Source organism: Shewanella metallivivens, from assembly GCF_028750675.1.
GTDB classification, from domain to species: Bacteria; Pseudomonadota; Gammaproteobacteria; order Enterobacterales; family Shewanellaceae; genus Shewanella; species Shewanella metallivivens.
In genome coordinates this window covers 689,113-707,091 of sequence record NZ_JAQQPZ010000013.1, presented here as the reverse complement: position 1 = coordinate 707,091, position 17,979 = coordinate 689,113, and the positions used below count along the sequence as shown (strand labels likewise).

17 protein-coding genes are annotated in these 17,979 nt (G+C 41.7%); 14 read left to right on the top strand and 3 right to left on the bottom strand.

The features are described from left to right. From PQR79_RS15845 to PQR79_RS15805, 9 genes are all read left to right on the top strand, one after another. A partial coding sequence (locus PQR79_RS15845; protein WP_274408566.1) for an EcsC family protein occupies window positions 1-664 on the top strand: 664 nt, incomplete at its 5' end. Between the two features lie 125 nt (window positions 665-789). Next, a complete protein-coding gene (locus PQR79_RS15840; protein ID WP_238107337.1) occupies window positions 790-1,869 on the top strand; it encodes an alpha/beta fold hydrolase in 1,080 nt (359 codons plus the stop codon). Window positions 1,870-2,284: 415 nt separating this feature from the next. Next, window positions 2,285-2,482, top strand: a complete 198-nt coding sequence (locus tag PQR79_RS15835) for a formate dehydrogenase (protein WP_188958691.1) — start codon at window positions 2,285-2,287, stop codon at window positions 2,480-2,482. A 17-nt stretch (window positions 2,483-2,499) separates the two neighbouring features. Then, window positions 2,500-5,358: a formate dehydrogenase subunit alpha gene (locus tag PQR79_RS15830; protein WP_238107336.1), complete on the top strand. Its 2,859-nt coding sequence runs from the start codon at window positions 2,500-2,502 to the stop codon at window positions 5,356-5,358. Between the two features lie 28 nt (window positions 5,359-5,386). After that, window positions 5,387-5,956, top strand: coding sequence for a formate dehydrogenase FDH3 subunit beta (gene fdh3B, locus PQR79_RS15825; RefSeq protein ID WP_238107335.1), 570 nt, complete (start codon window positions 5,387-5,389; stop codon window positions 5,954-5,956). 139 nt (window positions 5,957-6,095) lie between these two features. Next, complete coding sequence (locus PQR79_RS15820; RefSeq protein ID WP_238107360.1) at window positions 6,096-7,007, top strand: formate dehydrogenase subunit gamma; 912 nt, start codon at window positions 6,096-6,098, stop codon at window positions 7,005-7,007. A gap of 176 nt (window positions 7,008-7,183) precedes the next feature. Then, window positions 7,184-7,570, top strand: coding sequence for a DUF2306 domain-containing protein (locus PQR79_RS15815; protein WP_238107334.1), 387 nt, complete (start codon window positions 7,184-7,186; stop codon window positions 7,568-7,570). A 12-nt stretch (window positions 7,571-7,582) separates the two neighbouring features. Continuing rightward, window positions 7,583-8,026: a GNAT family N-acetyltransferase gene (locus PQR79_RS15810; RefSeq protein ID WP_238107333.1), complete on the top strand. Its 444-nt coding sequence runs from the start codon at window positions 7,583-7,585 to the stop codon at window positions 8,024-8,026. Window positions 8,027-8,137: 111 nt separating this feature from the next. Next, on the top strand, window positions 8,138-9,007 hold the full coding sequence (locus PQR79_RS15805; protein ID WP_238107332.1) for an EamA family transporter: 870 nt from the start codon (window positions 8,138-8,140) through the stop codon (window positions 9,005-9,007). Between the two features lie 97 nt (window positions 9,008-9,104). Here the strand turns inward: PQR79_RS15805 and PQR79_RS15800 are convergent, their stop codons facing one another. Then, the gene (locus PQR79_RS15800) at window positions 9,105-10,145 is read right to left on the bottom strand and encodes a DUF7450 family protein (RefSeq protein WP_238107331.1); all 1,041 of its coding nucleotides are present in this window, start codon (window positions 10,143-10,145) and stop codon (window positions 9,105-9,107) included. A 217-nt stretch (window positions 10,146-10,362) separates the two neighbouring features. Between PQR79_RS15800 and PQR79_RS15795 the strand changes: the two genes are divergently transcribed. Continuing rightward, window positions 10,363-11,010: a hypothetical protein gene (locus PQR79_RS15795; RefSeq protein ID WP_238107330.1), complete on the top strand. Its 648-nt coding sequence runs from the start codon at window positions 10,363-10,365 to the stop codon at window positions 11,008-11,010. A 17-nt stretch (window positions 11,011-11,027) separates the two neighbouring features. Here PQR79_RS15795 and PQR79_RS15790 read toward each other — a convergent pair whose 3' ends face one another. After that, window positions 11,028-12,878, bottom strand: coding sequence for a tetratricopeptide repeat protein (locus PQR79_RS15790; protein WP_238107329.1), 1,851 nt, complete (start codon window positions 12,876-12,878; stop codon window positions 11,028-11,030). Between the two features lie 345 nt (window positions 12,879-13,223). Between PQR79_RS15790 and PQR79_RS15785 the strand changes: the two genes are divergently transcribed. Then, window positions 13,224-13,556 (top strand): DMT family transporter, encoded by a 333-nt coding sequence (locus PQR79_RS15785; protein ID WP_238107359.1) that lies wholly within the window; start codon window positions 13,224-13,226, stop codon window positions 13,554-13,556. 110 nt (window positions 13,557-13,666) lie between these two features. Here PQR79_RS15785 and PQR79_RS15780 read toward each other — a convergent pair whose 3' ends face one another. Then, window positions 13,667-14,830, bottom strand: a complete 1,164-nt coding sequence (locus PQR79_RS15780; RefSeq protein WP_238107328.1) for an iron-containing alcohol dehydrogenase — start codon at window positions 14,828-14,830, stop codon at window positions 13,667-13,669. Window positions 14,831-15,117: 287 nt separating this feature from the next. On the opposite strand from PQR79_RS15780, the gene PQR79_RS15775 reads away from it, so the two are divergent. The 3 genes from PQR79_RS15775 (at window position 15,118) to PQR79_RS15765 (ending at window position 17,958) form a co-directional block, all read left to right on the top strand. Further along, window positions 15,118-15,987: an AraC family transcriptional regulator gene (locus PQR79_RS15775; protein ID WP_238107327.1), complete on the top strand. Its 870-nt coding sequence runs from the start codon at window positions 15,118-15,120 to the stop codon at window positions 15,985-15,987. A 42-nt stretch (window positions 15,988-16,029) separates the two neighbouring features. Then, window positions 16,030-16,371: a N(4)-acetylcytidine aminohydrolase gene (gene yqfB / locus PQR79_RS15770; protein WP_238107326.1), complete on the top strand. Its 342-nt coding sequence runs from the start codon at window positions 16,030-16,032 to the stop codon at window positions 16,369-16,371. 249 nt (window positions 16,372-16,620) lie between these two features. Beyond that, on the top strand, window positions 16,621-17,958 hold the full coding sequence (locus tag PQR79_RS15765) for a coproporphyrinogen III oxidase family protein (RefSeq protein WP_238107325.1): 1,338 nt from the start codon (window positions 16,621-16,623) through the stop codon (window positions 17,956-17,958). The last annotated feature ends 21 nt before the right edge of the window (window positions 17,959-17,979 follow it).

Here is a 17,979-nt window from a genome sequence, read left to right as displayed (position 1 = left end):
TAACTGGAATAAAAATATCTCCAAAGTCACTGAAAAATCGTTAATGAAAGCCTCTGAAGCCGCTATCTTTACAATGAAAGATGTTCCCGGTGAAGCGTCATCTAATCGCTGGCACAAATTCGGTGCTGCAGTGAGTGGTGGTGTAGGTGGTTTTTTTGGTTTGACAGCCATTGCCGTTGAACTGCCCGTTTCCACATCTATTATGTTGCGCTCTATTGCTGATATTGCCCGCAGTGAAGGCGAATTTATTACCTCCCTCGACACTAAAATGGCTTGTTTAGAAGTGTTTGCCTTAGGCGGTGCGAGTGATGTAGACGACAGCAGTGAGTCAGGTTATTTTGCGGTGAGAGCGGCGTTAGCAAAATCGGTGTCGGAGGCGGCTGAATTTATGGTGACGAAAGGGATAACCGACGAAGCAGCTCCGCTTTTGGTTAAGCTCATCAGCAATATTTCTGAAAAATTTGGCGTTCAAGTCACCCAAAAAGCGGCGGCTCAAGCTTTACCTGCTATTGGCGCTGCGGGTGGCGCAATCATCAATACTGTGTTTATTGATCACTTTCAAGACATGGCCAGAGGCCATTTTATTGTACGAAAGTTAGAACGACTTTATGGGGAGGATACTGTCAGAAATGCCTATAACTTATTGCCTAGGAATGTGAATTAACCTAGTTGTTACTTTGTGGCAGGTTGTCACTACTCACGTTTTTAAACATTCATGACTTTACTGCTCAATGGAAGGGAGGGGGTATTTGCAATGTGGGCTGATAGCTCGGCGTGTTATGCAATGTAATGAATGAAAAAATCGATGTTGTGTTAATGCGAAATGGCTGGCATGGTAAGTTTTTGTTTTTTGTCATTTCTTTCAGTGAGACAGGTATGAAGTATGTTTATCTAATAGTGTTGAGCTTTTTTACAGCATTAGCGCCAGCATTCGCGGCAGAGCCCGTTAAATACAACAAAGAGTTAGATGGTTTTGATTATCCTTTTGATGTTAAAACGTTTAATTTTAATTCGCAAAAAACCGATTTAGCCATGCGCTATATGGACATTGGCGACAAAGATGCCAAAAAAGTGATGGTGTTATTGCACGGCAAAAACTTCTCGGGATATTACTGGGAACAAGTCGCCAATGACCTGCTTAAAAACGGTTATCGAGTGATTATTCCTGACCAGATTGGTTTTGGTAAATCCACTAAACCCGACTTTTATCAATACAGTTTCGGCCAACTGGCGCTTAATACAAAATTGTTGTTAGATAGCTTACAGATTAAGCAATTTGAGCTCGTTGGTCATTCAATGGGCGGTATGTTAGCGACAACCTTTGCGGTTAATTACCCAAGTGCGGTCAGTAAACTGATTTTGATTAATCCTATTGGCTTAGAAGATTACAGTCAGTATGTGCAATTTAAAGACGTAAATTTTTTCTACAAAAATGAACTAGGTAAAACCTTAGATAAAGCGCGTAATTACCAAAAAGCTAACTATTATGATGGCAAATGGTCTAGTGAGTATGAAAAATTATTAGTGCCATTACAAGGAACCTTAGCTGGCGATGATTGGCCTATCGTTGCTTGGAATAATGCCCTCACTTATGGGCCTATTTTCTCGGAAAACATCGTCGACAGGTTTTCGCAAATAACCAGTGAAACAGTATTAATTATCGGTACCCGAGACCAAACCGGCCCAGGTCGGGGGTGGTTAAAAGACGGGGTAACAAGAAAATTAGGCGAGTATAAAAAATTGGGCGTTAATGCACATCAGTTAATTAAAGGCTCAACCTTAATCGAACTTGAAGGTTTAGGCCATATGCCGCAAATAGAAGACTACCCAGTATTTATTAAGGCATTTCATCAAGCTATAGCTGAATAATGGGACGCTACACTATCTTGTTTTGATTGCGTTGTGTCGCATAAATTGGCGTAATTTAGCAATATTATTATCACACCTTGAGGATGCCCCTCGAGGTGTTTTTTATTCTCTCCCACTTCAAAAATTAACATCTCCAAAGCGCATTTATCCTGCTGAACATGCTTAATTAAGCCAAGGTAATTAAGTGTTTAATTTTTAAACAGCTATATGTGTGATCTCAAAGACATTTCTGGCTTTTTAAGCTAATAAAAACCCCCTTCCTTAATATAGATCAATTTACGACATCACTATCACTCTTAGTATCACCTCGAAATTTTAAACACTGTGCTTAAGCTAGGTGTTCCGTTCGCACTTTTTAACAAAATGACAGTATTGGCAACATGTTAAAAAGTGCTTCCTTTTCGATGGAGATTACATGAGTAAGCAACAACCTGATCTGAATCGCAGATCTTTGCTGAAAGCTATCACTATTGGTAGTACAGCAGGCGTCGCTATTGCCGCGACAGGCATTAAGGTTGCCAACGCAACAGAGCAAAGTGCAAGCACTTCTCATATTAAAGGCTATCAAGAAACAGCCCACATTCGCAGTTATTACGATAGCTTACGCGGCTAGTTTAGGAGAATTTAGCGATGAAATTAACGCGCAAATCAGATACGGCTCCTACCAATAATGCTTCTAATAAGCTTGGTATTAATCGTCGTCAGTTTATGAAACAAATGGGTGTTGCAACAGGCGGTATTGCTGCAGCGTCAATGATGGGTACTGGTATGATCCGTCGCGCTGAAGCGAAAGATGTACCTCATAATGCACCAACCGAAATCAAACGGACTATTTGTAGTGCGTGTGCTGTAGGTTGTGGTTTATACGCTGAAGTACAAAATGGAGTATGGACTGGCCAAGAGCCTGCATTTGACCATCCATTCAACGCTGGCGGCCACTGTGCCAAAGGTGCAGCATTACGTGAGCATGGTCACGGTGAAAAACGCCTTAAATACCCAATGAAATTAGTGGGTGGGAAGTGGAAGAAAATCTCTTGGGATCAAGCTTTTAATGAAGTTGGCGACAAGATGATGGATATCCGTAAAGAGTCAGGTCCTGATTCTGTTTACTTTATGGGTAGCGCTAAGTTTTCTAACGAAGGCTGCTACATGTATCGTAAACTTGCCGCGGTGTGGGGCACCAACAATGTCGACCATTCAGCGCGTATTTGTCACTCTACCACGGTAGCCGGTGTTGCAAACACTTGGGGCTACGGTGCGCAAACTAACTCTTTTAATGATATTCAGAATGCACATGCAATCTTCTTTATCGGTGCGAACCCTGCAGAGGCGCATCCGGTTGCAATGCAACATATCTTAATCGCTAAAGAAAAAAACAACGCTAAATTAGTTGTTGTTGACCCGCGTTTCTCACGCACAGCTGCACACGCTGATTTACATTGCGGTCTTCGTCCTGGTACTGATATTCCATTTATTTACGGGATGTTATGGCATATTTTTGAAAACGGTTGGGAAGATAAGAGCTTTATTGACCAACGTGTTTTTGCCATGGACTCTATTCGCGAAGAAGTGAAGAAGTTCCCACCTAAAGAAGTGGCACACATTACCGGTTGTAGCGAAGAAGAAGTCTACCAAGCGGCTAAAATTATGGCCGAAAACCGTCCAGGTACCGTTATCTGGTGTATGGGTGGTACTCAGCATCACGTGGGTAATGCAAACACTCGTGCCTACTGTATTTTACAGCTTGCACTAGGCAACATGGGTATTCAAGGCGGCGGTACTAACATCTTCCGTGGTCACGATAACGTGCAAGGTGCAACAGACTTAGGTCTGTTATTTGATACCTTACCAGGTTATTACGGTTTAACTTCAGGTGCTTGGGAACATTGGAGCAACGTTTGGAGTTTAGATTTAGATTGGGTTAAATCACGTTTTGACCAAAATGAATACTTAGGCCGTGTGCCTATGAATACGCCTGGTATTCCATGTTCTCGCTGGCACGATGGTGTGTTAGAAACGCCAGAAAAACTTGCTCAAAAAGACCGTGTTCGTATGGGATTCTTCTGGGGTCAGTCAGTTAACACTGAAACTCGTCAGTCTGATGTACGTGATGCACTAGACAAAATGGAAACCGTCGTTGTTGTGGATCCATTCCCAACCATGGCGGGGGTAATGCATCGTCGCCAAGATGGTGTGTACTTGTTACCTGCCGCGACTCAGTTTGAAACGGAAGGTTCTGTGTCAAACTCAGGCCGTAGTCAGCAATGGCGTGAAAAAGTTATCGAGCCATTATTTGAGTCGAAAACAGACCTTGAAATCATGTACCGCTTATCGCAAAAGCTGGGCATCGATAAAGAATACACTAAGCGTATCGCCAAAGATGCTAACGATCTGTTAGTGATTGAAGACATTACTCGCGAAATTAACCGCGGTATGTGGACTATTGGTATGTCAGGCCAAAGCCCAGAGCGTCTTAAGCAGCATACTCAAAACTGGGGCTTGTTTAGCAATAAGACTCTAGAAGCGCTTGGCGGCGAAGTGAAAGGTGAAACCTATGGTCTACCTTGGCCATGTTGGGGCACACCAGAGCAGAAACACCCTGGCACTCAAATTTTGTACAACACAAATAAACATGTATTACAGGGCGGTGGTAACTTCCGTGCACGTTATGGTGTTGAATACGAGGGTAAAAACTTACTTGCTGAAGGCAGTTTCTCTGTTGGTTCTGAAATTGAAGACGGTTACCCAGAGTTTACCGCAGACATGCTTAAACAGCTTGGCTGGTGGGATGATTTGACTGCAGAAGAAAAGCAACATGCAGACGGTCACAACTGGAAAACTGATATTTCAGGTGGTATCCAGCGCGTGGCAATGAAGCATGGTTGTATTCCTTATGGTAACGCTAAAGCGCGTTGTATTGTTTGGAACTTCCCTGACCAAGTACCTGTTCACCGTGAGCCGCTTTATACACCGCGTCGCGATCTTGTGGCTAAGTATCCTACTTACAATGATATGCAAGTTCACCGTTTACCGACCTTGTATAAATCAATTCAAGAACATGACAGCTCAGTTAAATATCCACTAACACTGACTTCGGGTCGTTTAGTTGAATATGAAGGTGGCGGTGAAGAGTCACGCTCTAATCCTTGGCTTGCAGAGCTTCAACAACAAATGTTTGTTGAAATTAACCCAGCAGACGCTGCCGACCGTGGCCTGCGTGATGGCGATACAGTATGGCTTGAAGGTGCTGAAGGTGGCCGAATTAAGATTAAAGCTATGGTGACTCCACGCGTTAAGCCAGGTGTCACTTGGATGCCATACCACTTTGCTGGTGTGATGCACGGCGAGAGTTTGGCAGATAACTATCCAGAAGGCACAGTGCCTTACGTTATCGGTGAATCGGCTAACACTGCATTGACTTATGGTTATGATCCTGTGACTCAAATGCAGGAAACCAAAGCGTCACTTTGTCAGATTGTAAAAGCGTAATTGCAGCTAAGCTAGGAGAATTGCCAATATGGCTACAATGAAATTTTTATGTGATACCAAGCGCTGCATTGAATGTAATGGCTGTGTCACTGCATGTAAAAACGAAAACGACTCTGCTTTAGAGTGGGGTATTCAACGTCGCCGCGTGGTGACACTTAAAGACGGTGAACCCGGTGAAGCTTCAATCTCAGTTGCCTGTATGCACTGTACTGATGCACCTTGTATGGCGGTATGCCCAACCGATTGTTTCTATCGTACCGAAGACGGCATAGTGCTACACAACAAAGATACCTGTATCGGTTGTGGCTACTGTTTCTATGCGTGTCCTTTTGGTGCACCTCAGTTCCCACAAAAGTCGACTTTCGGCGGCCGTGGCAAAATGGACAAATGTACTTTCTGTGCTGGCGGCCCTGAAGAAGATCATTCTGAAGCAGAGCGCCTCAAATACGGTTCTAACCGTATTGCTGAAGGTAAGTTGCCAATGTGTGCTGAGTTATGTGCAACTAAATCGTTGCTTGCGGGTGATGCCGGTGTGGTATCAAATATCTACCGTGAGCGTGTTGCTTCTCGTGGTTCTAACAAGGCAATTTGGGGTTAATTCTCCGTTGTTAAGTTAGTCTCCAAGTGTTGCTAGGTATTCAAGAGATTGAGCACCTAGCAACTCAAAAGGATGTAACATGAAAAATATACTAATCGCGTTATCTGTGGCGCTGAATTTACTTTTTTGTGGTTTTGCAATGGCAAATACCGCAGAAGAGCCGAGTTCAGCCAACGAGCTAATGTGGACTCAAGTAAAAGACGGTGCTCAAGGCGTTACCACGTCTAAAGGTCAGGCTCATAACCAGCTCATTAATACCTACGACATGCGTGTGTTTCAGCTACGTAGTGACTTATTAGCACCAGCCATTATGGCTGCGTTGTTTGGCATGATTATCGTGTTTGTGTTGTTTATTAAAGTAAACGGCATTTCAAAATTACACGGTGGTTTTTCTGGCAAAATGGTTCACCGCTGGTCAAAGTTTGATGTCAGTATTCACTGGCTGGGGGCGATTCCTTGCTTGTTGCTGATTTTAACTGGGTTAACGCTGTTAGCGGGTCGTTTCTTTTTCCATCCATATTTGAGTGAAGGCTTATGGGCTGGATTAATTAATGCCGCCAAGTTAGTGCATGATTACATGGCCATTCCATTTATGTTCGGTTGGCTACTCATGACCGTACTGTGGGCTAAAAATCAAATGCCAAAAATGTACGACATCAAGTGGATGCTCTATGTTGGTGGTTATATTAATTTTGGTCCATTTAAAGGTAAGCACCCTGATGCAGGTTTTGCTAACGCCGGTGAAAAATTATGGTTTTGGACCTTTGCATTGTTCGGGTTAGTCATTTGTGCCTCAGGCATGTTGTTACTGTTCCCAAATGTATTTGAACCAAGCCGTACTCTAAGCTTAATCGCTTTAGTACTTCACTCGGTGAGCGCCATTATTATTACCGCGTTTTCTATCGTGCATATCTTTATGGCGACAGTCATGTCTGAAGGTGGTATGGAGTGTATGGTATCTGGCTACTGTGACGAAAACTGGGCAACTCAACATCACAACTTGTGGTTTGATGAGATCAAACAAAATGGCACTTTAACTTACAAAAAGTAAATTAATGGCGTGTCATCTGCTAAACACCTTATTGGGCAACTGATAAGGTGTTTTTTTCTGCCTCAAAAAGAGGCTTATTGATTAATCATGGCTTAATGCATTATCTTGAGCCGCTAAATATCGCAAAAATGGTTAACTTTCCTGATAAGCGATATTTTTAAGGGAGAAGTAAGCATATGGATTATGTTCATTTAGCGTATCTGCATTTAGCCACAGTGGTGCCTGCTTTTTTGATTGGCACCTATTTACTGCTCGTCAAAAAAGGGACACCTAAACACAAAGCATTAGGTAAAGTTTATATGCTGTTGATGTTGTTTACTGCCACAGTGTCATTGTTTATGCCTGCGCAATTAGGCCCGCTATTTTTTAATCATTTTGGCTATATTCATTTGTTAAGTTTACTGACATTGTATGCGGTACCTGCGGGGTATTTTTATATTAAAAAAGGTCATGTTAATGGCCATAAACGCAGCATGATTGTGTTGTATTGCGGTGGGTTAATTGTTGCGGGCACATTTGCGGTTATGCCGGGTCGGTTATTATATCGTTGGGTAGTGGGATAAAGAGAGGGCATTATGACTTACCAGTTTGTTGAAGGTACGGTAGACGATATTGTCGCGGTACTTGCAGTTGTACCTGAGTTTGGCAATAGCATCACGGCAACCACAATAGCCGAGCGTCTTGCGGGTAAAAGATCGTTAATTTTAGTGGCTAAGTACGATTCAACGCCCATTGGTTTTAAAGTGGGCTATGCGCTCAATCATGATGAGTTTTACAGTTGGCTTGGCGGTGTTGCGCCACAGCACAGAGAAATGAAAGTCGCTTCTCAATTACGTCAGTTGCAAGAGTCTTGGGCGATGAGGCATGGATTTAAAGCGATTAGGGTTAAGTCCATGAATCAGTTTCCAAACATGTTACATATGCTTATTACCAGTGGTTATCATATCTGTGGTTATGATAATAATGGTTCAACAACGAACAGCAAAATCACCTTTATAAAAAACATCGCACAGACATAATATTAATCGCGTAATGGTATGACTTCTGTGGATGTTGATATTTAATACTGCTCGGTTTTCACTTGCTCATGTAGAATGCCGTTATTGTTTTGTTAATGCTTGGATTTTTCTATGAAAATCAATCGTGTACTTCTTACTGCTGTCGGTAGTGTGTTGTTGGCAATGGTGACGATTCAATCGGGTGCATCTTTGGCTAAACAGCTTTTCCCTATTATTGGCCCAGAAGGCACCACGGCTTTGCGTTTAGGTTTTGCCGCAGCCGTTTTGTGGTTAGTGTTCCGCCCTTGGCGAGCACTGCCTCAGGGCCGAGAGTGGCAAAGCATTATTATTTATGGTTTGTGCCTGGGTGGGATGAATATCTTATTCTATCTCTCAATCGAACGTATTCCCCTTGGGATTGCCGTTGCACTAGAATTTACCGGCCCTCTTGCAGTAGCCTTATTTAGCTCAAAGCGCAAAAGTGATTTGTTTTGGGTGGCCTGCGCCATAGCGGGAATTTTATTACTCATGCCAAGTTTGTCGAGCGCTCAAGGGCTTGATATCGCAGGGGCATTGATGGCACTTGGCGCCGGAGCTTGTTGGGCTGGGTATATTTTATTTGGCACTCGTACTGGCAAGCAAGCATCGGGCGGCATAACGGTGGCCTTTGGTATGACGGTAGCGGCGATCGTTTTAGTCCCCGTTGGTGTTGTTACCCAAGGGGTAGCGTTAATTAGCTGGGAAGTATTACCACTTGGATTGTTGGTGGCTGTATTATCAAGTGCTTTACCCTATTCATTAGAAATGGTGGCGCTGCGTAATATGCCGACTCAAGCGTTTAGTGTCCTCATGAGTTTAGAGCCTGCTATCGCAGCCTTGGCTGGTTTTGTTATTTTGAGTGAACAATTATCTTTATTACAGTGGCTGGCAATTGGTTTAGTGATTATTGCGTCAATAGGCAGTAGTTTTACCCCTAAAAAAGCGGTTGAGATGGGTGTGTAGATTTCTATGCGCGAGAATGTATTTTGTCATTTTTCTCCAATAAAAAGAGTCAGTGAGGGGGCTCACTGACTATACATAACCATTTCTCAATGTAAGTTTATCGTTGCTTTAATGGTTTTATTTCTGCTCTTTTCATTTCTCTTGGGATCGGCTTACCGGGTGTATTAGGCTTGACAGGCTTTAAGTGTTTTTTACTCGACGGTACACAGAAAAGCTCTCGTTGATCATTGACTATCTGATCAGGAGCAAATTGGTTATTGATTTCAAGATTGTGGTTTCTCACTTTGTTTTGCTTGATTAAGTCATAACAAACCATATGACGCTTTTCATTTCGCATTTTATACATCTTGTCGTTGTGGATCTTGCTTGAAGGGTTACATAACAATACTGGCTTACCCAAAACGGCACGCGTTTTACCAAACTGATCCTCAATCATGATGGTTTCTTCACGAAGAGCATCTCCTTTCTGCACACCATAACATTGGAAGTGTTCTCCAGGCATATGGACAGCAACTTGTGCCGAGTCAACGATATCCCCACAGGCAGCGGTGAATACAGAATAGGTTTTTGGGGCTAAATGACTTGTCGACCAAGCCCAGCGGAAATTATTCGCATTCACATTACTGGCGAGAGGGAAGTTCATTGTTCCCCAGGGTGAGGTGCCTCCCGCGACAGAGCCTGGCAATAGATAAGGTGGTTGACCATTAGACAAGGTATCTGCAATTAAGGTATTAATTTGGCTCGCATTAGGTCCGCCTGTTTGTGCCCAACCGGACGATGGCGTCGTTGATTGGTGCGCTTTAAAATGCCCTGAGCCGGTATAAATCGTGCTATCGCCTTTAAAAATAGCTGCCATGCCTTGTGAAACCTTACCATCCCCCCATGCAATAACACTGACTGAACAGGTTTCTAGTGATTGTGCTGAGTTGTCGATATCAAATTTGAATGATTCGATTTTTTGCCAATTACTGCCATTGACCCCACGGTAAACCACCGTAGGTGTACTACCATTACCTGGTGAATGTACCACAATGAAATCGTTATCTGCTGTGACGTTAGCGGTTATTGGGGTTGCACAAACCATCGTTGATGCACTCATTAGACACATACTGATTAATGTTTTTTTGAATATACTCATCCTGACCTTCCTTATTCTGGTTAGTAAAATGTTGAAGCATGCTTAATGACTTAAGCTGATTCAAAACTAACAGTTAAGGAAAAAAAGTCAGTAAAGTTAGAGGGTTAAAAAGGGGGTGTTTTGTGTTTTACCCAAATTTACCCTAGTATTTAGTGGACTATAAAAATGGAAATGCATAGCGTCTAAGTTGATGCATTCATTCTAAAAAGGATATTTTATGAAATACATATTGCCCTTAGTCACTCTGCTTAGTTGTGCTGGTAGCGCATCTGCGCACCAACTTACATTTAATGAACTCACGCCTGTCAGTGCTGCGATTAAAACCGAAATCACTTTTGAACTGAGCGAGATGGATATGATTAAACAGTATCATTACCGTGCTCAGTACTTTGATATTGAAAAATGGATGATGAGTAAACAGCTGACATTACATAATGATCATGTTGCAGCGTCACAATCGATGAACACTCGACAGATGCAGCAACCAGAAACTGAAATAGATGAATTAGGTGGGTTTCATGGTGTGATAGACCCATTCACCAAGCTACAAGACAATAATGTTATTTCACCCGATCTTAATAGCGTAACTAATCGAATCAATATTGCAGGGCTTGTGGCTGTGTCGATGTGTAATGCTTATGCTTCGATTAATATCAAAGATCAAAATAATAATCTAATGCCTAAGTTTATTGCACCTAATAGCTTTTTAGTGGGGATAAATCCAGCGACAGCACAACAAAGTGATTATCGATTGGCCGAAGGATTAACGTTTAGTTGTGTGTATAAAAATGTACTTAAGCCAGTAGTTAGAGACAGTGTTCGCGAGATTAAACTGCAGCAACCATTACTCAAAAAAGGTGGGTAAGCCGCAAAATTAATCGATTACGTTGCGCCTAAAGACTCGCTCTTGATCACTTGCATAATTCGGTCAAGGTGCGAGGTCAGTAATGTTCTATCATCGTTAGACAAATTGCACTCAGATAAGATGAAGTGACATGTTTTAACCACATTACGCCAACGTGGATTATCAGGTAATTTTTTTACGTGTAGGTATTTATCTAAAGAGCGTGTTCTTAGACGACCAGAGTCGATAGATATCGTCCAAATTTGGCTTCTGTCGGCTAATTCTACTTTATTAGTTTTAGTGCTTTTTTCCCAAATATTAATGCAATCAAGCATGGTCGTGACCAGCAATTCTGCAAACGAGGCTGTTAATTCGCTTGGTGATTGTGGTGAGGTGTCTGGTTGTTGTTCGTTCTCTTCCTGATCTGCTGAGTCATCATTAGACAATAAAAATAACTGCTGCTTATGTGACTCAATAATGGTCATTAAATGCTGTTGAGCTTTACGTTTTCGATAAATATAAAAACTCACCACAAAACCGATAAGCAAACTAATACTAGTGATTCCCAAAATTAAGTTAAGTAGTTTATCAATTTCTTGGCTTTTCTGTTGATTGATGATTTGCTCTTCAGCTAATGCTCTTTGTACGCGTTCATTCTCAATATCACTTTGGATTACTTTAATGTTTTCATTGTATTTTTTCTCAAGTAAAGCTTCATGTAATACTTGATAACGTTTTAAATACACTAAGGATTCATAAGGGCGTCCATTGTCATAATAGAGCTCACTTGCATATTGATAGATACTCATTTTCTGTAATGAGTCTTGCTTGGCGTCGCTATAATCCATAGCGCTTTCAATCAATGTAATTGCTTGTGTGACATCTTTTTGATGATTGGCTATTTGTGCTTTTAAATAGTAAATAACATCATGGAATGAGTGATCTTGACGAGGTAAATACATGGATAAACTCTCTGCAACAGCTTGAGCTGGAACAAATTCATTTGCATTGATATGGATTGTGGCCAAATTGATTAAAGCCGAAAGTTTATCGTTACCTGTTAAATTGTCGTTATAAGCCGATATCACCTTATCACTATAAAAGTGCTTTTTATTGAACTCGTTGTTTATATTGTATATCTCCGCAAGGTTTCCGTAGAGATGCGACATATAACTAATGGCATCTATATCAGCATTGCCACTTGTGTAGCGTAAATAGTGCTCAAGAGACAATTCAAAATAGCGTTGAGACTCGGTATATTTTTCGAGCTTTTTATAAATAAGCCCCAGGTTATTCAAGGTAATCGCGGTATAAAAATCATTGCCTATCGCTTCTTTTATGGCCAAACTTTTTTGGTAATAGCTTAAGGCCTTAGCATAGTGGTTTAAATACTGTTCTGTTAATGCTAAGTCGTTGTAGCTTTTGGCTAGCCAAAGATCTGATTGTGCTGTTTGCGCAATATTGAATGCGTTTTCGAATAGGTCTCTGGCTTCTACATAGTCTTTTTTATAGAGTTTTTCTGCTGCACTTTTGCGAAACCAAAGGTATTGGATTTCGGCATTTTGTTTAAATCCGGCGCTATTCTTTACGCTGATGAGTTGTTGTTCAGCAGCCGCAGCATTGCCTAACTCAAGGTAAAGATCGTATAACGTCAATTGTAATTTAGCGGCAGTGATCGGATGGTTTTCTTTGTCTAATGCCGTGAACTGTTGGTGACAAAAACTGAGGCTCGTTTTGGGAGAGACTTGTTTTATACGAGTTTTACATTGCTCAAGTACAACGTTAGCGTCACTATTTATCTCTTTCGTTACCGTAACGTTTGCAGCGGCACTAAGGCAGTAAATACACAGTAAAAACATAGATAAAGAAGTTGTTGAAAATCCCTTCACGTTATCACCAATTCAATACCTAATTTTTGAGGGCCGTAGCGCCGTGAGATTCGAGTTAATCATTTAACATATTGACAACATAAACCGATAGTGAATGTAAATACAAGTAATAGTCTTGATTGATTGTTTGAGGTACAAAATAACGGCATCAGCCTATTTACACTTTTTGGGGGCGTTTAATGTGAAATATGAAATTGATTCGATAACAGCAAAGTAAAGCTGTGTGATGACATAGATAGATTAAATCGGGTGAGTTAATTTATGGATATTGATAAGCATTCGAAAGCTGATTTTGTAGTGATTAATCTTTATACTGCTCGCCTGTTTTTCTGGGTAGAAAGTAAAATGAAAAGTTGGTTATTATTAAGTGTGGCGATTTTAACGGAAGTGGTGGCGACATCTGCGCTTAAAGCCAGTGATGGGTTTACTAAAATTGTGCCTTCAGTTTTGGTTATTGTTGGCTATGTGTTGTCTTTTTACTTTCTTTCTCTTGCGTTAAAAGGGATCCCGGTCGGCGTCGCTTATGCTACATGGGCAGGCCTGGGGATTGTATTAATCACCCTGATTGCGTGGGTGTTGTACGGTCAAAAATTAGATTTAGGCGCACTAGTGGGCATGGGATTTATTCTGATTGGTGTGGTAATCATGAATTTATTTTCAAATGTGACGCCGCATTAGTCTTTTAAAGAATAACAACAAAAAGGGCTTAACAATGCATGCCATTGTTAAGCCCTTTTTAGTTTTGAACAACTCGAAGCGAACTTAATGTCGTTTCGATTAAATGCTGACTACCACGCCATATCTAAAATTTGACGGCTGGTGGCTAAATCAACTTTACCGCTTTCTGATAATGCTGTCATGCCGTGAGCTTCTAACGCGTCAACAACTTGTGATAGTTGCTCTTGCGTTACACCATGGTCGCGTAAACGCACTGGTAAACCCACTTGCTTGAAGAAAGCTTCGGTTTTATCGATAGCCTGATCTACACGGCTTGCTTCGTCACCTTCTGTAATATCCCAAACGCGTGTAGCGTATTGGACTAATTTAGCGTGTTTTTGTTCTTTAAGCACGCGCCATAGTGATGGCAATATCACGGCGAGCGTTTGTGCATGGTCAATATCAAACAGTGCTGTTAACTCGTGGCCAATCATGTGAGTCGACCAATCTAACGGTACACCTGTGCCAATCATGCCATTTAGGGCCGATGTTGCACTCCACATTAAGTTTGCACGGGCATCGTAGTTGGTAGGCTCTTCAACGGTGATAGGACCCACTTCTATTAGAGTACGTAAAATACCTTCTGCCATGCGGTCTTGTACACGAGCATCAACAGGGTAAGTGGCATATTGTTCAAGTACATGCACAAATGCATCAACCACACCGTTAGCAACCTGAATTTTTGGCAAGCTGAAGGTTAATTCTGGATCTAACATGGCAAATGTTGGGTAAGCACATGGGTGGTTTACTGGGAACTTACCGCCTTGATAGCTTACGACTGCAAAGGCGTTCATTTCAGAGCCCGTAGCCGGCAGGGTAGCAATCACACCGAGTGGAATCACTTTGTCATCAGCCACTGGCACAGGGTTAAACCCGTGCTGTAGCAAGCTGGCAGTGTCGCCTTCAAACTGAGTGGCGAGTGCGATAAATTTGGTGCCGTCCATGACTGAACCACCACCCACAGCTAATAGAAAGTCGATTTTTTCATTGCGAGCCACTTCTACTGCTTTTAGAAGAGTGTCGTATTTGGGGTTGGCTTCAATACCACCAAATTCAAATACAGTACGATCACCCAAAGCGGCTTTGACTTTATCAAGCGTGCCGAAACGTTTTACGCTACCACCACCGTAAGTGATTAAGACTCTGGCATTGGCTGGTATAAGTTGATCTAACTCTGCGATACGGTCTTTGCCGAAAACAACATGAGTAGGGTTACGATAATTAAAATTAAGCATAATTGACGCCTTTTGGTTTAGCGATAAAACAATAAGTATGTTGCTGTTTAGCCATGAGCTTAAGCATCAGGTTTTAAGGATGGTGTAAACAACAACCAGAAATCATGTGTCTATAATAGTCTTCTTAGTCAAAATAAACAGACACAGAACTATTGTGATTATGCTCATTCCTACTTTTTTTGTTCAAATAAGAGGTTTATTTGATAAATACCATACCTTTTTCTACTTTTTTGATAAGATCGATCTCAACTTGGCAGCGGTGCAGTTAATTTTATCAAGGCGGTAGCATGAGTGAGATAGCAAATTTAATGGCACAATTGGCGCCAAAGGAAGGAATTAATGATACTCATTTAGCCGGGGTGCGAGTGTTTCGTGGCTCACAATATGCTTCTCGAGGTCCATTGTGCTACTCGCAAGGTGTATTGATCGTTGGCCAGGGTAAAAAGCGTGTTTATATTGAGGATCAAACCTTCGATTATGACCGCCAACATTCTTTAGTGATGACGGTACCGCTGCCGGTTGAATGCGAAACCTTTGCCAGTATTGAAGAGCCAGTATTAGTGTTGATGGTTGATATTAACTTAGTGCAGTTAAATTACATCGTTAGGTTAATGGACGAGCACCATCAGATCCCAAAAGATTTAAATGAGTCGCGCCAAAGTGGTTTTTTTATTGCCAACAGCACTGAAGACATGGATTGCAGTGTTATTCGCTTATTACAGGCTTTGCAGTCGCCGTTAGAGGCTAAAGTGATGGGCGAGGCGTTAGTACTCGAACTGTTATATCGCTTATTAGATGCGCCAAATTCCGCGCCGCTATATGCTTTGTCGTTAACCCACACTCGTTTATCTCGGGTTGAAAAAGCCTTGAGTTATATCCATAAGCATTACGGCGAGTCGGTTGAGGTGGATACGTTAGCGAGTTTGGTTAACATGAGCCCGTCAGCATTTCATCGTTGTTTTAAAGAGGTTACAACGTCTTCGCCGATTCAATATTTAAAGAAAATCCGCTTAAATAAAGCCAGAGAGTTATTGCAATTACAACGGCTGAAAGTGAAAGAGGTATCTACCCAGGTGGGCTATGAAAGTACCGCACAATTTAGCCGTGAATTTAAACGCTACTTTGATCAAAGCCCGGGTGAGTTTGCTCGGTTATAATACGCGTTTACATTGGGTTATTTCATTGGTTAAGAGTTTAATATGTCTGCAATTGCACCAACACAAATAACTTTTTTTGAGTTTTTAACGCCATTAGTGGCGTCGGGCCAAAAGACGATTACCATCCGTGATTTTAGCGAAAGTCATTACCAACCAGGTACTCAAGTTGAGGTCTACACCCTTGAAAGCCATACTAAGGTTTGTGACATTGTTATTTTGGCCGTTGAGCCATTAGCCTTTGACGACATCAATGAATTGCATGCCGACCAAGAAGGCTTACCTTTAGATGAGCTTAAACACCTTATCCAACAGGTTTACCCTGACCAACAACGTCTATTTATGATCTCTTTTGCGCTTGTTGACTCGAAAGTTAGTTCGAATTAATTGCCTATCAATCAGTGACCTCAAGTGCCATACCTCGTTTTAGACACGGTTGGCAACAGCAGTACCTAAAACATGATCTGCTTAACAAATGATCTTCTTTAACCATGTTAGTTTGCATATCTATTAGTTACTTCACATTTTAGCTACCGCTAAAGTGATAGTTTTGCTTTCTGCGTGTGGCATATTTGTATATTGACACTTTGCTATCAATGGTTTTGCTCTCAGGGCTTCATTCAATTAGGATTTTCTATGTCTTCAATCATTCAATCAGCCAGCCAAGAGTTGATTAAACCTTACCAAGCCAATATTACCGTGCCTAACTGGATGATAAGTTCGATGGAACGGGTTATGCAGTATTATGTCGACAAAAATCTGCGTCTTGACACGATTTCAACGGATCGCATGCCTAAGCCTGTTGAAGGCAAAAAGTACATGTTGTACGCCCACATTCCCTTTTGTCATACCTTGTGCTCGTTTTGTACTTTTCACCGTTTTTTATTCCGTGAAGACAAGGCGCGTGAGTACTTTATTGCACTACGCAAAGAAATGCAGATGGCGAAAGACTTAGGTTATGAATTTGAGTCAATGTACATTGGTGGCGGCACTACCACGGTATTAGAAGATGAATTAGCTCGTACCATTGAACACGCAAAAACATTATTCCCGGGCATTAAAGAGGTGTCTTGTGAGTCAGATCCACAGCATTTAGCCAGCCCTGAGTTTAAACAACTTAAAGGTTTGGTCGACAGAATGTCGATTGGGGTGCAAAGCTTTGATGACGGTATTTTAAAAATGACCGACCGTTTAGATAAGTTTGGTTCTGGACAAGAAACTTTTGACCGCATTATGGCGGCAAAAGAGTTATTCCCGATTATCAACGTTGATTTAATTTTTGGTTTTAGAGGTCAAACCGACGAGATTATCCAATCAGATCTCGACATGGCATCTAAGCTGGACCCGCGCCAAATTACTACTTATCCGTTAATGATTACTCACCAAACTCGTAAAAGCGTTAAAGGCCAACTCGCTGCTCCTCATGGTGAAATGGTTAACCAGTATCGCCAGATTTTGAATAGCTTAACGGGTCAGTATAACCAACTTTCTGCTTGGGCATTTGGTAAAACCGATAATGAAGGTTTTGATGAGTACGTAATTGATTATGATGAGTACCTAGGTGTGGGGTCGGGTTCATTTAGTTTTTTAAATGATACTTTGTATGTAAATACCTTTTCACTGAAAAAATACCAGCAACGCATTGCGCAGGGTCGCATGGCGGTTGAGCAACAGAAAAAATACCAATTAAAAGAAGTCATGCAATATCGTTTCTTACTGGGTATGTTCTCTGGACGTTTATCTCGTCAGTATTTCCGCGATAACTTTAATGTCAATTTAGACACTGCCTTATTTAAAGAAATGGCGTCAATGAAAGCCATGGGCGCGATAAAAAATGATCCGGTTAACCCTGATGAATTGATTGTGACCGACAACGGAAAAATGTTGGGCCTCTTAATGATGAAAGAGTTTTACTCTGGTATGGACAATGTGCGAGCCCAGCTGCGTCAACCGCTTGCTGAGACTGATATGTAATTATGTCGATAGCCGTGTGAT

Bases quoted from the DNA above. Each gene is read 5' to 3' on its own strand.
- PQR79_RS15820 (WP_238107360.1), top strand. From the start codon at position 6,096: ATGGCAAATACCGCAGAAGAGCCGAGTTCAGCCAACGAGCTAATGTGG.
- PQR79_RS15840 (WP_238107337.1), top strand. From the start codon at position 790: ATGAATGAAAAAATCGATGTTGTGTTAATGCGAAATGGCTGGCATGGT.
- yqfB (WP_238107326.1), top strand. From the start codon at position 16,030: ATGTCTGCAATTGCACCAACACAAATAACTTTTTTTGAGTTTTTAACG.
- PQR79_RS15805 (WP_238107332.1), top strand. From the start codon at position 8,138: ATGAAAATCAATCGTGTACTTCTTACTGCTGTCGGTAGTGTGTTGTTG.
- PQR79_RS15765 (WP_238107325.1), top strand. From the start codon at position 16,621: ATGTCTTCAATCATTCAATCAGCCAGCCAAGAGTTGATTAAACCTTAC.
- fdh3B (WP_238107335.1), top strand. From the start codon at position 5,387: ATGGCTACAATGAAATTTTTATGTGATACCAAGCGCTGCATTGAATGT.
- PQR79_RS15815 (WP_238107334.1), top strand. From the start codon at position 7,184: ATGGATTATGTTCATTTAGCGTATCTGCATTTAGCCACAGTGGTGCCT.
- PQR79_RS15780 (WP_238107328.1), bottom strand. From the start codon at position 14,830: ATGCTTAATTTTAATTATCGTAACCCTACTCATGTTGTTTTCGGCAAA.
- PQR79_RS15795 (WP_238107330.1), top strand. From the start codon at position 10,363: ATGAAATACATATTGCCCTTAGTCACTCTGCTTAGTTGTGCTGGTAGC.
- PQR79_RS15830 (WP_238107336.1), top strand. From the start codon at position 2,500: ATGAAATTAACGCGCAAATCAGATACGGCTCCTACCAATAATGCTTCT.
- PQR79_RS15800 (WP_238107331.1), bottom strand. From the start codon at position 10,145: ATGAGTATATTCAAAAAAACATTAATCAGTATGTGTCTAATGAGTGCA.
- PQR79_RS15810 (WP_238107333.1), top strand. From the start codon at position 7,583: ATGACTTACCAGTTTGTTGAAGGTACGGTAGACGATATTGTCGCGGTA.
- PQR79_RS15835 (WP_188958691.1), top strand. From the start codon at position 2,285: ATGAGTAAGCAACAACCTGATCTGAATCGCAGATCTTTGCTGAAAGCT.
- PQR79_RS15785 (WP_238107359.1), top strand. From the start codon at position 13,224: ATGAAAAGTTGGTTATTATTAAGTGTGGCGATTTTAACGGAAGTGGTG.
- PQR79_RS15775 (WP_238107327.1), top strand. From the start codon at position 15,118: ATGAGTGAGATAGCAAATTTAATGGCACAATTGGCGCCAAAGGAAGGA.